This is a genomic window from Peribacillus sp. NPDC096379, from assembly GCF_044762875.1.
In the GTDB taxonomy this organism is placed as follows: domain Bacteria; phylum Bacillota; class Bacilli; order Bacillales; family DSM-1321; genus Peribacillus.
Genome location: NZ_JBIWFD010000003.1, coordinates 101,352 through 116,545 on the forward strand (window position 1 = coordinate 101,352; position 15,194 = coordinate 116,545).

At 37.1% G+C, this 15,194-nt stretch carries 11 protein-coding genes; all 11 read right to left on the reverse strand.

Going from position 1 to position 15,194, the window contains the following annotated elements; translation table 11 throughout:
- Positions 1 to 331: 331 nt before the first annotated feature.
- Complete coding sequence (locus tag ACIQZI_RS14605) at positions 332 to 3,385, reverse strand: glycoside hydrolase family 2 TIM barrel-domain containing protein (protein ID WP_403074199.1); 3,054 nt, start codon at positions 3,383 to 3,385, stop codon at positions 332 to 334.
- A 38-nt stretch (positions 3,386 to 3,423) separates the two neighbouring features.
- Positions 3,424 to 4,245: a carbohydrate ABC transporter permease gene (locus ACIQZI_RS14610; protein ID WP_062183677.1), complete on the reverse strand. Its 822-nt coding sequence runs from the start codon at positions 4,243 to 4,245 to the stop codon at positions 3,424 to 3,426.
- Complete coding sequence (locus tag ACIQZI_RS14615) at positions 4,245 to 5,171, reverse strand: carbohydrate ABC transporter permease (RefSeq protein WP_403074201.1); 927 nt, start codon at positions 5,169 to 5,171, stop codon at positions 4,245 to 4,247. Before ACIQZI_RS14615 ends, ACIQZI_RS14610 begins: the two co-directional genes overlap by 1 nt.
- Positions 5,172 to 5,370: 199 nt before the next feature.
- A complete protein-coding gene (locus ACIQZI_RS14620) occupies positions 5,371 to 6,609 on the reverse strand; it encodes an ABC transporter substrate-binding protein (protein ID WP_403074203.1) in 1,239 nt (412 codons plus the stop codon).
- Between the two features lie 187 nt (positions 6,610 to 6,796).
- Positions 6,797 to 7,624: a carbohydrate ABC transporter permease gene (locus tag ACIQZI_RS14625; RefSeq protein WP_253722623.1), complete on the reverse strand. Its 828-nt coding sequence runs from the start codon at positions 7,622 to 7,624 to the stop codon at positions 6,797 to 6,799.
- A gap of 2 nt (positions 7,625 to 7,626) precedes the next feature.
- The gene (locus tag ACIQZI_RS14630; RefSeq protein ID WP_082675130.1) at positions 7,627 to 8,544 is read right to left on the reverse strand and encodes a carbohydrate ABC transporter permease; all 918 of its coding nucleotides are present in this window, start codon (positions 8,542 to 8,544) and stop codon (positions 7,627 to 7,629) included.
- Between the two features lie 83 nt (positions 8,545 to 8,627).
- The gene (locus ACIQZI_RS14635) at positions 8,628 to 9,920 is read right to left on the reverse strand and encodes an ABC transporter substrate-binding protein (RefSeq protein WP_403074206.1); all 1,293 of its coding nucleotides are present in this window, start codon (positions 9,918 to 9,920) and stop codon (positions 8,628 to 8,630) included.
- A gap of 84 nt (positions 9,921 to 10,004) precedes the next feature.
- On the reverse strand, positions 10,005 to 11,579 hold the full coding sequence (gcvPB, locus tag ACIQZI_RS14640; protein ID WP_403074208.1) for an aminomethyl-transferring glycine dehydrogenase subunit GcvPB: 1,575 nt from the start codon (positions 11,577 to 11,579) through the stop codon (positions 10,005 to 10,007).
- A gap of 26 nt (positions 11,580 to 11,605) precedes the next feature.
- Entirely contained in the window at positions 11,606 to 12,994 is a 1,389-nt protein-coding gene (gene gcvPA / locus ACIQZI_RS14645; protein ID WP_403074210.1) for an aminomethyl-transferring glycine dehydrogenase subunit GcvPA, read from the reverse strand.
- Positions 12,995 to 13,049: 55 nt separating this feature from the next.
- Positions 13,050 to 13,829 (reverse strand): SDR family NAD(P)-dependent oxidoreductase, encoded by a 780-nt coding sequence (locus tag ACIQZI_RS14650; RefSeq protein WP_403074212.1) that lies wholly within the window; start codon positions 13,827 to 13,829, stop codon positions 13,050 to 13,052.
- A 58-nt stretch (positions 13,830 to 13,887) separates the two neighbouring features.
- Positions 13,888 to 15,156 carry a sugar ABC transporter substrate-binding protein gene (locus ACIQZI_RS14655; RefSeq protein WP_403074214.1) on the reverse strand — a complete coding sequence of 423 codons (1,269 nt, stop codon included), beginning with the start codon at positions 15,154 to 15,156 and terminating at the stop codon, positions 13,888 to 13,890.
- Between the last annotated feature and the right edge of the window lie 38 nt (positions 15,157 to 15,194).

Below are 15,194 nucleotides of genomic sequence, written 5' to 3' on the forward strand. Positions count from 1 at the left end.
ACTTTTTATCCCGCATTAACGGAAAGTCAAGCCCTCCACCTCAAGGCTTGGAGGAATCGAAGAAGCATCGTAGGTGGGGGACAACTGCCCGTAAAAGCCCGATTGGTGAGATACAGTGAAACTTACCTTTGTGGTCTTCAAAGGTATAGTTGAGGCCCACAAGGATGTGGGTCACACAGACGTTGCCGCAGGACGCGGCGTACTTAGTTTGTGATTCATTTTCGGGTTCGTACTGTCGTTTAATCGAAGCGTTTGCTGCGATCTTAGCGACAGTAGAACGGGACTAACAATCAATGGGGGATGAAGAACCCCCACTGATTGAAGTTTCACTTTATCTAGCTCTGAAAAATTTACTCTCTTCTATAAGGTCTTTGTTATGAATACTTCTTATTTCGAGTCCTATTTCAAAATCCTCTATTTGCACTCGATATTTTGGAAGCTGCTCTTCACCACAGCTATTACTTCCTAATCCACTTTGTCTATAGTCTATCGTTAAAACATTGTATGGTGATTTTTCAATTTTCCCTCGATGCTTTGCTTCTTCCAATCCACTTGTTTCATAATCATGGATTGTAAAATCTCTTAACTCTTTAAAATTAAATAAAATGGATTGGTTCCCCTTCGTGAGCGCTAAGAAAGAGGTATCACATCTTGAACCATTTTCCTGCGGATATACATAATCTGTGTGCATTTCCTCTACGCTTTTACGATAAAGACCAATACTTTGGCTTCTCTTACTATCTTGATAACTCTCTGAATCTCCTCTTCCATACCAAGTCACATCATTGTACTCATTGTTAAGATTTAGCGTAATTCCTATTCTTGGAAGCATTTGAGGTATTTCATTACCTCTCAATACCTTTTCACCCTTCAAGTGAAGATTTAAAACACCATCTTGAGTGATTCTATAATGATAGGTAAGATGAAAACCCCATGCTTGGTTTACACTAGACAAATACTTTTTAATCTCAACATCTGCAAAGCCTTTGTTCATTTCATATGTGAGGGAAACGAACTGTTCCTTAGCGTTTTTTAAGAAGTATTTGTTAATCCAATCATCTTTCTTATACATATCATTATCGATGACAGCTCTCCATAGCGTTAGTTCAGGCCCCTTCTGAATAATTTCCTCACCATTTATTTGATAGGATAAAAGAATTCCATGAACCTTTGAAAAAGCTGTTCTGAATTGATCGTTTTCGAGGATCAGCTGTGTCTGATCTTCCTCGATTTTCATTTCAGCATCTAAAGATTTAGAGATGTATTCTTTTTCTACCTTTGTAGCAGGTATTAGAAAGCTCTCACTCGTAATAAGATGGCCTTCATTTGCATAGAGAGTATTCTCCGGCTCTACATAACTTAAATAAATGCGAGCATCATCGTATTTTAAAGCGTTCTCAAGATTTATAGGTAATGTGAACTCCATTTCGTCCTGAGCGTTTATACTTTGTAAGGAGATCGTCTTTTCTTCAATCAACTGATCAAAAGAATTAACCTTAATGTGTAAAAGGATCCCACTTAGATTTCTAAAGTCATATCTGTTTTTCACCTTAATCTTTAAATGATTGAGGTCTATCACTTCAGTAACAATTGGTTCGATGACTTTCTTGTATTCAATCAGTCCAGGTGACGGTGTTCGGTCTGGAAATACTAACCCATCAATACAGAAGTTTCCGTTTGTAGGAAAGTCTCCATAATCGCCGCCGTATAAATAATATACATCCCCATTTTCATCTACTTGTTGAATACCATGGTCATACCATTCCCAGACGAATCCACCTTGCAGTCTTGGATATTTCCTCATTATTTCTTGGTATTCTGTCAATCCACCAGGTCCATTCCCCATTGCATGGGCATATTCGCATAATATATGTGGCTTTTTCCCTTCGGAATCCTTACCTATTTCTTCAAGTGCATTTAATCTCGTGTACATCGTTGTATAAATATCACTATAGGCAGCAACACGATCGCCTTCATAATGCACTAATCTAGTAGAATCAATTTCTTTTATCGCATCATACATTGCTGTGAAATTTCTACCAGCACCTGATTCATTACCTAAGGACCACATGATGACACTTGGATGATTTCGATCTCTTTTTACCATTCTGACTGCTCGATCAACATATTGCTTTTCCCACAATTCATTATCACTGATCCAATTATAATTACCTGTGTTTTCAAATCCATGGCATTCAAGATCCGCTTCATCAATGACATATAACCCATATTTATCGCATAAATCATAAAACACATCATTATTCGGATAATGTGCTGCTCTAACGGCATTTATATTATGCTTCTTCATTAAAAGAACATCTTGAAGCATATCGTCATACGTTACAGTCCTACCCATTGTAGGATTGAAATCATGTCGATTTACTCCATTAAAGAATATTCTTTTTCCATTTAATCTAATTTCATTATCAATAACATTAATAGATCTGACCCCGAATCTTACTGGGATGAGCTCTTTTTCGCCATTTTCTAATTCATATTCAAGGGTAGCAACATATAGATTCGGCTCCTCCGCATTCCATAATAACGGATTTACCATATTTCTTAGCACTTGGAATTTGCCGTTTTCAACTTCTATCTTAAATTCATCTACCTTTTCATCCTTTTGATAAAGGTTAGCCTTCATTTCTGTAACTTCACTAGTTAAAAACTTACCAGCTAATTTTAGAGTAAAGTTTTTATAATCTTCGTCTGGTAATGTTTCAATATAAACATCTTCTAAAGTATTCTTATTCATTCTAAATAACTCAACACTTCTAAAAATACCTGAAAGCCACCACATATCCTGATCTTCTAAGTATGTTCCATCCGAAAACTGGTAAACTCTAACTGTTAATCGATTACTACCGTTTCTTACATATTTCGTTATATCAAATTCTGAAGGCATTCTAGATCCTTTACTAAAGCCAACATGATGTCCATTGACATATAGATCAAATGCTGAATCCACACCATTAAATTTTAAGACGATTTTTTCGTCTTTAATATTTTCTAAAATAAGATCTTTGAAATATATACCTGTCGGATTTTCCTGTGGTACAAAAGGTGGATTAATAGGAAATGGATATAGTACATCTGTATAGTGCATCTTTCCATATCCATGTATTTGCCAGCATGACGGAACTTCAATTGAATCTAAACTATTAACCTCAAAGTCTTCTGTTTCAAAGCTCAGTGGTGAAAACTCTGGCGCTTCTAGAAAAAGAAATTTCCATTCTCCATCAAGCAATAGATAACCTTTACTCATTTCTTTATTTAATTTAAATGCCTCACTAAATTCACGATATCTATAAAAATCAGTATGTGCTGATAACCTGTTTATTCCTGTAAGATGGACGTTTTCCCATCTCTTCATTTCACGTTGCATTTCATTTTCCTCCGCATTCTTTCTGTAATAATAAAAAATTACTTAATTGATCCGCTAACACCTTCAACAATATATTTCTGCGCAAAGGCAAATACGATAACCGGCGGAATAATCATGACTAAAGTCATCGCCATAATAGGTATGATTTGCAGCTCATGAACCCCCTGGAAAGACGCTAATCCAAGAGCCATCGTATATTTTGACTGGTCGTTTAAATAAATTAATGGTCCTAAGTAGTCATTCCAAACTAATAAAATATTTAAGACAGCGATCAAAGTTAAAGGTCCCTTCATAATCGGAAGGAAGATTTTATAAAATATTTGGAATTCATTGGCACCATCAATTCTAGCTGCACTTTCCAAATCCTTAGGTATATTCATTAAAAACTGTCTAAGCAAAAAGATATTATAAGCAGAACCGAAGAAGGCTGGGACAATTAATGGTTTTAAAGTGTTGATCCATCCAAATAAATTAAATTCCATATAAAGTGGAATCATCGTAACATCCCACGGAATCATCATTGTTGACAGAAGAAGGATAAACAAAGTATTTTTATATTTAAAATCATATCTTGCAAAGCCATAAGCCACTAATGAACAAGATATGATTTGTCCGATCGTAGTCATCACCGTAACAATGACTGAGTTCTTAAAATATGTTCCAAACGGCTGACTTTTCCACGCTTCGATGAAATTGCCGAACTGCGGAACATCTGGGATAAACTTAGGAGGAAAGCTAAATGCTTCCCCTTCTGTTTTTAGCGCTGTTATTAACGCCCATGCAAATGGAAATAGGAAGTAAAGTGAAAAAATGACAAGAATACTATAGACGATTATTTTATGGCTTTTTGTAATTCTCATTATTTTTTACCTCCTTTTTTCATTTCAGCTTCATAGAACACCCATGTTGATGACGATTTAAAGATGATCATTGTCAATATTAGAATAATAATAAACATAAACCATGCGTTTGCACTTGCATAACCGAGCTGATGATGCTTAAATGCGTTGTTATAAACAAATAATCCATAAAAATATGTTGATTTTAAAGGTCCTCCACCAGTCAAAAGTAAAACTAGGGTTAATTGTTGTAAAGCTGCAATAACCGATGTAATGACATTAAAAAGGATTGTTGGTGTTATCGTCGGAATTGTTATACTAAAAAACTGTCTTAACGGTCCAGCTCCATCAATTGATGCTGCCTCATAAAGTTCAGGGGGGATCCCCTTAATATCCGTATAGAATATCAGCATCATTGTTCCTACTCCCCAAGCACTCGCGATAACAATTGTTACGATTGCCCACTTTGGATCAATGAGCCAACTTGGTCCTTCAATACCAATGAGTGATAATAAATAGTTTAGAACTCCAAATTCAGAATTAAAAATCCAACCCCATATGATTGATACTGCAACACCTGATACAACAGCAGGAAGATAGAAGATTGTCCTAAATATCTTAACTCCCTTGACTGGTTGTGTAATGAGGAGTGCAAGCACCAATGCAGCGATTAGGTTAAGTGGTACGAAAATCGCCGCAAATTTAAATGTGATTACTAAGGAATCATAAAACTGGGGGTCAGCTGTAAACATCTTAGTAAAGTTATTAAGACCAATAAACTTTGCTTCTCCTGTTATCGGCCAATCAAACAAACTCATGATTAATGAAGATACTAAAGGTCCTAAAGTGAACACTAAAAATCCGATGATCCATGGTAGGATAAACAAATATGGTACTCTTTTACGTACTAATGTAAAACTAGGTTTTTTTTCCTTTTTTTTCAACATAAATATTCCCTCTTTTAGAATGACCTATGGAAAATAAGATTCCTATCATAGCTTGATATTGATAACAAGGGCTATGTAATTAAGCCCTTGTTAAGATGAGGAGAATATATTCTCACCCGACCGCTTACTTTTTTAGTAATTGGTAAACTTTATCCCGCATTAACGGAAAGTCAAGTCCCCCACTGATTGAAGTTTCACTTTATTTAGCAGCTTCATTTAGAGCTTTTTTCGGATCAACTCGCGTACTTGGATTAAAGATTTGCTCAAAGGAAAACTCCAAATTTTCTGATACTTGACTCCAGTTTTCAGTAATAAATGACGCTGGTGTATAGCCTTCACTTTGTTCTAGCATTGAGTAGAATACACTTTTAACTGGATCCTCTTGCAGCTTTTCTTCTTCTACTACACTCTTTAAGACTGGTAGTTCAAATGCTATTCTTGCTTTATTTGCTTCTTTTCCTGTCCAAAACTTCATAAATTCAAAAGCAGCTTCTTTATGTTTAGAACTCTTTGACATAGCTATACCTGACGAACTAACAATACTTACACTTTTACCATTTTCAAAAGTCGGTACCTCAACAACACCATAATTAATACCCGCTTCTTTCAATGGAGAAAGGTACCAAGCACCATTAATAAACATTCCTACTTTTCCTGATTTCATTTCAGTATCGCCTGAACCTTCAGTTGTGATCGCGTACCCGTCTTTTAACATGTCTTGGAACATTGCGAATGTTTCAATTGATTTCGTTGAATTCAGATTACCTTTTAACTTTCCATCACTGTCTACGTAAGAAGCACCATTTCCCCATAAGTACATTTCAAAATCATATGGATCAGGTTTACCAGGGAAAGCAAATCCGCTAATCTTCTTTTCTTTATCCGTTAACTTCTTTGCTGTTTCTTGAAGATCTTCCCACGTCCAGCCAGCCTTTGGATAGTCAAGTCCTTTTTTATCAAAAAGATCTTTATTATAGTAAACAACATGGGTTGTATAGCCTACTGGAAGTCCTAGTGTTTCTCCACCAACAGAGTTATAGTTCCATAAAGATTCATAAAAATCAGACTTATGTTCTTCTCCGTTTTTATCAATATAAGAATCAAGTGGCTCTAAAGCATTCTTATATTGCGGGTAATTCCACATATACATCACATCCGGCGCATCCTTTGCACCCATACCTGCAGTGATTTTAGTGTCAAACTCCGATCCATAGGCTTCTAAAACTACTTCAATGTTTTCATTTTTAGCATTGAATTCATCAATTAATTTTTGTTGTAAAGTAACGTCATTTCCTACATCCCAAGTAGCAAACCTTATCTTTACTTTCCCGTCTTCTATTGCTTCATCACCATTACCTTTTGTTGAGTTACATGCTGATAATAATAATGCTAGTGCGATAGTAAGTAGTAAAATTAATTTCATTTTGGATAATTTCATATTATCTCTCCTCTGTAGTTTATGATCTTAAGTTTTTTACAGTAGTCCCCACTTCGTGCATCGTCCGCTTCTGCCACCTTACAAGATATGAAGCTGACAAGAGCGCGGGACGATTGGTCGTTTATATCATCAGTATGAATGTCTTCTAAGTATTTTTACCTGTTTCATAATTTCACACCTTTTACATTCATTCTTTGACAGATCCACCTAAAATCCCAGAGATAAAATGTTTTTGCAGTAATAAGAAAAAGATCATAATTGGAATCGTGGATAAGGTAGTTCCTAGCATCAATTGTCCATAATCAATCCTCGCCATTCCGATTAAACTTGATAATGCAACAGGAAGCGTAAACATTTCTTTTGAATTTAACGTAATAAGCGGCCAGAGTAAGCTATTCCATTGAGACATAAATAGAAAAATAGCAACGGCAGCCATCGCAGGTCTTGTAACAGGCAAGATGACTGTAAAAAATATTTTTAATTCCCCTGCCCCGTCTATTCGAGAGGCCTCCATAATTGAGTCTGGAATCGCCTTCATATTCTGCCTCATTAAATAAATGGCAAAAGGAGAAGCCAGGGTTGGTAAAATAATGGCTTGATACGTATTTAACCAATTAAAGGTAACCATCATTTCAAACAAAGGAATCAATGTCACTTGTGAAGGAATCATTAATGTGCATAAAATAATGAAAAAGAAAAAGTTCTTTCCTTTAAATTTAAATTTTGCAAAAGCGTATCCAGCCATTGCACTAATAAGCGTGCTAATCAATGTATAAACAAGCGCTATAAATAATGAATTCCAAAATATTTTTGCAATTCCTAATGACTCATTAAGCGTTTGAAAGTTCTTTGCTAAATAATCCCCTGGAAGAAGCCTAGGTGGAACACGAAAGATTTCTCCTGACGGCAATGTAGAACCGACAATCATCCAATAGAACGGTGCAATCGATAAGACAACGCCTGCGATCAACAAAATATAAATGATTATTTTTGAGGATATCTTCTTAGAAGCCACGATTATTCATCACCTACCAATTTCATCTGAACCCAGGAAATGATTGCCGTAATGATGACAAGCACATAAGCAATCGCGGACGCATATCCAAAGTCAAAAAACCTAAATCCTGTTTCATATAAATAAACCGTGATTGTCATCGTAGCATTATTAGGACCGCCCCCAGTCAAAATGAACGGCTCATCAAATAGTTGAAGAGTACCGATTGTTGACAAGACAACCGTGAAAATAAATACTGGCTTTAATTGTGGAATTGTAATCATGAAAAATTGCTTTACTTTACTTGCCCCATCAATACTTGCTGCTTCATATAGGTCTGATGGAATATTCTGTAATCCCGCCAAAAATATGACCATATTATATCCTGCCCATCTCCATGTCATTACAAGGATCACGGAAACCTTTGCCCAAAATGGAGTTGTTAACCAAGGGATGGAATCAACACCAAGGAAGGATAAGAAATAGTTTACGAGTCCGAAATTCTCATCTAATAAAATCATAAAAACAATCGAAGCAGCAACAAGTGCTGTGATCGCAGGCATAAAGTAAGAGATTCGGAAAAACGCTTTCCCTTTTAACATGGAAGAATGCAGTCCCACAGCAATTAGTAAAGAGAGGAAGAGCATGATAGGAACCTGGACAATTAAAATTTGAAAGGTATTTAAAAGAGATTTATAGAATATAGGATCTTGAAATAAGCGCGAATAATTAGAAAATCCTACAAATATTTTCTCCACACCACGTACCTCTTGAAAGCTTAAGATAAACGATGAGATTACTGGATAAACGGTAAAAATCAAAATTAGTAGAAACGCTGGTCCGATAAAGAAATATGGAACATTTTTAGGTGTTAATAAACTCTTTCTTGTTTTGACTCGAAAGTTTGTTTTAGCATTTACAACCTTTTCTGTTTGCGCCAACCGAGCCACCTTCCTAACTTCAAGGAATCTTAGAATGAGAGAGCTGAGTGGGGTTGGAACATCCTCTCTAGCTCTCTACAAAACTATTTCTTTCGTTCATTTTCTAATTGTTTTTTAGCTTCATTTAATCTAGTATCAACCGATTGATTTTCAAGTAAAATGGCTGCTTGAGCATTACTTATAAGACTGCTGGCTTTTGCAAAGTTTTCGTTTACGTTAATTTGTGGAACTTGATCGACAATATCTGCAAAGTTTTTGAAAATCGGACTATTATTAAAGTACTCGTTGTTTTCAGTAAATTGTGGCGCAGTGTAGGTTTCCTTCAAAGATGGGAAAAGTCCATATTTCTCAAAACCTAACAGCTGTGATTCTGTATCAGTTGTAAAGAATTCAACAAAGGCATAGGCAGCCGATTGGTTTTTGCTTGATGAAGGAATCAACACGGATGATCCTCCTACGTTTGCATATCTTGTACCGCCATCAAAGCTCGGAAGATAAAAAACATCCCATTTCCCTTTTAAATCCGGTGCTTGGTCCATGATGGTACCTGCATACCATACACCATAAGGAACGGTGGCAACACTACCATTTACTGTAGCAGTTACAATGCCATCCCAACCTTTATTATTTAAAATTAAATCCTCATCATGAAGCTTTTTGATTACTTCCATAGCACGGATAGCTTCCTTAGATTCTAGTGCAATTTTGTCATCTTTATCAAAATAAGAAAGTCCTTGCGATTGCATCATCATTTGGAAGACACCATCATAATTAGGTATATCAATTGGTAATAGCTGCGCGCCAGTGGCTTCTTTAATCTTCTTCCCTGCTTCAATATAGTCATCCCATGTTTGGATGGAATTTGGATCAACATTTGCTTTTTCAAAGTAATCAACACGGTAGAACACTCCAGCAGGACCAATATCCCATGGAGCCGCGATAAAATCTCCATCCTCATTCTGTACAGCAGCAACCTTAGCTAAATTGAACGAATCTTTGTATTTTTCATACCCAAGCTTATTTAAATTCAAAAATCCTTGTGGAAACTGATGCAAATATCCTGGGATTCTTTCATCCTCCATTAATACAACATCTGGAAGCCCTGAGCCTCTTGCTGCTAGACCAACCGTTAACTTATCATATAGATCAGCACTATTAAAATCCTCTACCTTCACATCTACGTCTGGATATTGTTTCTGAAACTTCTCCACTGCTGCTTTCATAGTTGCTGCTGCAACATCCCATCCCCATACAGTAATGGACCCAGACGGATTTTTAGAATTTCCCGTTTGCCCTTCATCCCCCGCTGTTTTATTGGAGCAAGCTGACAGCAATAATAGAAGCATAACTAGCATAACCGTCATATACTTTTTCATTTTTTATCCCCCTATTTTCTTATACCATCATCCTTAAGATATAAATTCTTACAGTATAAAAAAATGTCGTACTAACTGTTTAGATTATTTAACCAGATCATATGCTTTCGTATTCTTTAAATAAGTTCGCCAAGTGATACACCATTTATCTGGATTGTCTAAATAATCTTGCTCGTCAATTTTGTGGATTGTACTATTATGCGGCGCAGTTTTGATAATTTCCGGATCTTCATAGGCTTCTTTAGAAATTTGCTCGAGCGCATGAATATATTCATCTAAATCCTCTTTCGAATAGGACTCAGTCGGCTCAAGGGTAAACGGCTGTTTCACAATATAGGGGTGATGGCTAGTCCAGTAGTGGAGGCCGAAATCCGTCATTCTTAACGTAATATCCTCTGTTGTGACCCCTGTTTCCTGCGTCAACTGTTCCCAGCTATATCGAACTTGCTCGAGTCGATGCCCCTTGACATACGGTGCACTAGCCCCGCGAATCTCTAAAACCCTATGATACATATAGTTATTGTTTAATACGGCAATTTTCGCTACCTCTTTAAGACCCTCAGCCCCAAGTGCCCGAATCCATGCATAGGCACGTAATACCGTTTGGGCTACACCATGAAAGGAGCGAACCTTACCAATAGAATGCGCTAAATCATTCTTGAGCGAATATTTCCCCTCATGATATTCGACAATCGGTGCTGGCAAGTACTCTTTCAACTCTGCTGTTACACCAAGCGCACCTGTTGCTGGTCCACCACACATATGTGGCGCAGCAAATGTTTTGTGAAGATTAAAGAAACACATATCAAACCCTGCTTCTTTTGCTCTTGTAATCCCTAAGAGGCCATTCGCATTCGCTTGGTCGTAAAAGCAAAGACCACCAGCTTGATGAATAATATCTGTAAACTCCTTAATTTTGGGATTGAAAATGCCAGTATCTTCTGGGTTTGCAACAACAAAACCTGCTGTTCTTTCCGATACGGCTGCTTTTAACTTTTCAATATCAGGGAAGCCATTTTCATCCGGATGCAGGGTAATAATTTTATAGCCCTTTACAGCTGCCGTTGCCGCTTGAGATGGGTGGGAGAAGATCGTTGTAATGATTTCATCTCGCTTATCGCCTTCACCGTTTTGCTCATGGTATTTCCTTACAATCGAAGCCATCGCAAATAGCGCTTGTGTCCCGCTGCTTGGCTGGAAGGAGAAACAATCCATTCCCGAAATTTCTCTCATGCATAAATCAAGCTTGTAAAAAACCTCAAGCATCCCTTGAACAGTTTCTTCATTTTGTAATGGATGAAGCTCCATCATTTTAGGATCACGGACTAACAATTCATTGATTTTTGGAATATACTTCATCGTACAAGTGCCTTGTCCGATTTCAACATTAAAATCTGAGCCAAGTGTTTCTTGAGAAAGTCTGAGATAATGTCGTAATACACGCGCCTGTCCAATTTCCGGAAGATTCGGCTTATTATTCCTCTGCATTGATGCTGGAATGACCGATGTTCCATCTCCAACTGATAATGCAACTTTTTCGTTTACAGGCGGCAATTCGACGCCCTTTTCTCCAGGCTGATGGAGTTCAAAAATAATCGGTTCATTCCATTTGGCTTGATGAAAATCCCTTGTTTTGCTTTTAGATTGAATCCTTCTCATGTTTAAATGCTCCTCTCTTCTTTTAATTATTTCGCTAAAATATCCTTAAGCGCCTGAACTAAACCGTCAATGTCCTCTTTCGTATGAACCTCTGTTACACAAAATAATGCCGTTTGACCAAACTCAGGAAACTCTAGTGAAAGATCCTTCCCACCAAAAATCTTCTTTTCTAGCAATTTTTGATTTATTTGTTCGACGGTATCCCCTGTCTGATTAAAATCGACGATAAATTCTTTAAAAAACGCTGACTCAAAATGGGATCCTTTTACATTGGCAATTTGATTTAATTGTTGAACAGCGTACTGACTATTTTGCATAATGGTTTGGCCAACCTCCTGCATACCATCTGGACCGAGTAATGCTAAATAGACTCCGGCAGTAATTCCCCATAATGCTGTCTGCGTTCCAACAGACTCTTTTCCTTTTTCTCGTTGTGCAAATGAAGTTCGTTCATAAGCCACATCGCCAAATCCGTATTCTCCTTCTTTTACAGTTGGGACGATACCAAACAAACGAGATGGGTATTCATTAACAAATTTCAGCTCATTATGTGTAGCAATGAAGCCTGATTGTCCACCGCTGTAATTCATATGCATGCCAAGAGGCTGCAAATCTCCACAGACAATATCCGCACCATAATGACTCGGCGGTGCTAGCACACCAAGAGAAATTGGATCAACCCCTACAACCATTAACGATTCGTTTTCCTTTAATAGATTGGATATCTCTTGCCCTTGCTCCTCAATAAACCCAAGGTAGGATGGATTTTCAAAATAAAGGGCCGCGACATCTTCCGTTAATTTTGTTTTTAAATCCTCTAAGTCCATTGCTCCTGATTTCGTATCAAATTGAACATATTCGAATTCTAATTTGGGAGTTCCGTAGTTGATGATAATTTTGCTTCGTTCTGGTGCAACCGTTTTGGCTAATAAGACTTTCTTTCTTCCGGTAATACGGGCCGCCATTCGAATTGATGTTGCTGCCGCCTGCCCCCAGTCAAAGGTTGGAACATTGACAACATCCATATCTACTAATTCAGCTAGTAAACTTTGATACTCAAATAGCGCCTGGAAGCGTCCATGATCCTCATACGGTTCACCTGCATACGCTGTTAAAAATTCAGAACGTTGATTTATTTCATCACACACCGCTGGAATAAAATGTTGCCAGCAGCCAGCACCTAGGAAGTTTACATATTCCTTTGTACTTGTGTTCTTATTAAGAATTCCTTCAATATGACGTCTAAGCTCATACTCTGTTAATGCAGGCGGCAACTGTAGGTTTTCTTTAAGTTGCAGCTCCTCAGGGATACATGAATATAGCTCCATAATCGATTCAGCGCCGATTACCTTTAACATCTCCGCTTGTACTTCTGGTACCATATTTGGTATATAAGGGTGTACCTTTTGTGACATGAAAATTACCTCCTTGTAGTCATATAAAATGAATTTTATTTAAAGTTTAAAAATATTAAGCTAAACCTCCGCCATCTACAATTAAGTCTGTACCTGTTACCCATGCTGATAAGTCACTTGCAAGGAATAAAACTCCTTTTGCAATATCTCTCGGCGTTCCAAGTCTTTCTAAAGGTCGTCCTTTTGCAGAAGATACTAAAAATGCATCCTCTTGCTGTTTCAATTGCTTTGCTTCTTCTCTTAATAACGGAGTATCGGTATCACCAGGACAAATACAATTCACACGAATATTTTGCGGTCCATGATCGATTGCCATTGCCTTCGTTAAATTCACAACTCCGGCTTTCGCTGCGCAATAAGCGACTGCTTGATCTCCACCTTTGATTCCCCATCCAGAACCGGTATTAATGATACTTCCTCCACCACTCTCCGCCATAAGAGGAATTAAATATTTTGAAAGGAGATAAACCCCTTTTAAAGAGACATCAATTACTAAATCCCAATCAGATTCTTCCAAATCAACAACTGTTTTTCTTCTAATCACACCAGCATTGTTAAAAAGAACATCGATAGTCTCGTAATTTTTTTCGATATAATCTCTTACGGCGATACAATCGTTTCCCTTTGTAACATCACATTTTAAGAACTCAACCTGATAATCTTTCTTTTGCAGCTCAGCGACAGCCTTCTTACCGTTTTCTTCATTAATATCAAGCATAATTACCTTTGCACCGACTTCTGCCAAAAGTGTTGCTGTAGCTAGACCTATCCCTGAAGCTCCTCCTGTAACAACGCACACCTTATCCTCTAAACCAAAATAATCTTGTATTAACATCCCTAAACCCTCCTGAAATCATTTTGTTAATCTATTTTAATAATCGTAAATCTCTTTCTTACTGCCCTAGATATTTCTCAGAATCCTTCACAGCATTATTCAATAATGTATCTGCATCTTGCTCGAGCAAGGTGGCATTTATTGCTGCAGATAAATTCCGATTGATTGCCTCCCAATTCTTAGTAAGTAGAAAGGCTGGGGTACCATTCGATCTTTCAAGCATTTTATAGAAAGGCTTTATTAATGGGTCTTGTTCTGTTTTCATTTCTTTTACTAAACTAATGCGGACAGGTAAATCAGCCTTCCTCATATTTACTACTTCTGGTGAATTGTAAAATTTCACAAATTCCCATGCTAAATCTTTATGCTTTGAATCCCTTGCGATCGAAACCGCAGAAGAAGAAATAACACCTTTCACTGGTTTTCCGTTAAATGCAGGCATTTCAACTGTTCCAATGTTTATATTGGCTTCTTTAAATTCTACTAATGACCAAAATCCACTTTCCCACATCACAATCTTACCTGCTATAAAATTCTCCTCACCGCTTTGTTGATTTTTACCACCTACTAGAACAGCACTTGTATCCTGAATCATATCTGCAAGCATGCTTATCGATTCAATAGTTTCTGGGCTATTCATATATCCAGAAATATCCATTCCATCATCACTTATAAAGCTTGATCCATTACTCCAAACCATCCCTTGAAGATCGTACGTATCTGGTTCTTGTCTTACCCCAAATCCATACTGCTCCTTAGTGGGGTCCGTTAATTTCTTTGCTATCCTCTTAAAGTCATCCCATGTCCATCCATCCTCTGGATAGGGGAGGTTTGCTTCATCAAATAAATCTTTGTTATAATAGACCACCCTTGTTGTGAAACCTGCCGGGATACCATACAGTTTCCTATACATCGTCGAATGGTTTAAAAGCCCTTGATAATAATCATTCATGTCTATAAAGGGATCTCTGTTAATATAATTATCTAGTGGTTCAAGATAGTGAAAATAGGCCGGGAAATTCCACATATACATGACATCTGGAGGATTTTTTGCTCCAAATGAAGCAGATAGCTTTTGATCAAATTCATCACCATAGTCTTCGACTTGCACTTTTATATCTGGATTCTTTTCTTCAAATTTTTTAGCAATTGATTTTTGAAATTTTAAGGCCTCTCCTGAATCCCAAGTGGCAAAACGAAGAACGATTTTATTTTTTTGTTCCTTCCTAATTTGATTAGGCTCGCTTCTATTAGATTTAATATTGGAACAGGCAGCAGTTACAAAAACTAGCATGATTACTAAAAATGTTATCCAAAACTTCTTCATTGTTCGCTCCTCTTTTTTCTTCACAACTAGTAGTAACC

What these genes read in the sequence shown, in the direction of transcription:
- gcvPB (WP_403074208.1), bottom strand. Translation starts at nt 11,579, where the DNA reads ATGAGAAGGATTCAATCTAAAAGCAAAACAAGGGATTTTCATCAAGCC.
- ACIQZI_RS14650 (WP_403074212.1), bottom strand. Translation starts at nt 13,829, where the DNA reads ATGTTAATACAAGATTATTTTGGTTTAGAGGATAAGGTGTGCGTTGTT.
- ACIQZI_RS14620 (WP_403074203.1), bottom strand. Translation starts at nt 6,609, where the DNA reads ATGAAATTATCCAAAATGAAATTAATTTTACTACTTACTATCGCACTA.
- ACIQZI_RS14615 (WP_403074201.1), bottom strand. Translation starts at nt 5,171, where the DNA reads ATGTTGAAAAAAAAGGAAAAAAAACCTAGTTTTACATTAGTACGTAAA.
- gcvPA (WP_403074210.1), bottom strand. Translation starts at nt 12,994, where the DNA reads ATGTCACAAAAGGTACACCCTTATATACCAAATATGGTACCAGAAGTA.
- ACIQZI_RS14605 (WP_403074199.1), bottom strand. Translation starts at nt 3,385, where the DNA reads ATGCAACGTGAAATGAAGAGATGGGAAAACGTCCATCTTACAGGAATA.
- ACIQZI_RS14610 (WP_062183677.1), bottom strand. Translation starts at nt 4,245, where the DNA reads ATGAGAATTACAAAAAGCCATAAAATAATCGTCTATAGTATTCTTGTC.
- ACIQZI_RS14635 (WP_403074206.1), bottom strand. Translation starts at nt 9,920, where the DNA reads ATGAAAAAGTATATGACGGTTATGCTAGTTATGCTTCTATTATTGCTG.
- ACIQZI_RS14655 (WP_403074214.1), bottom strand. Translation starts at nt 15,156, where the DNA reads ATGAAGAAGTTTTGGATAACATTTTTAGTAATCATGCTAGTTTTTGTA.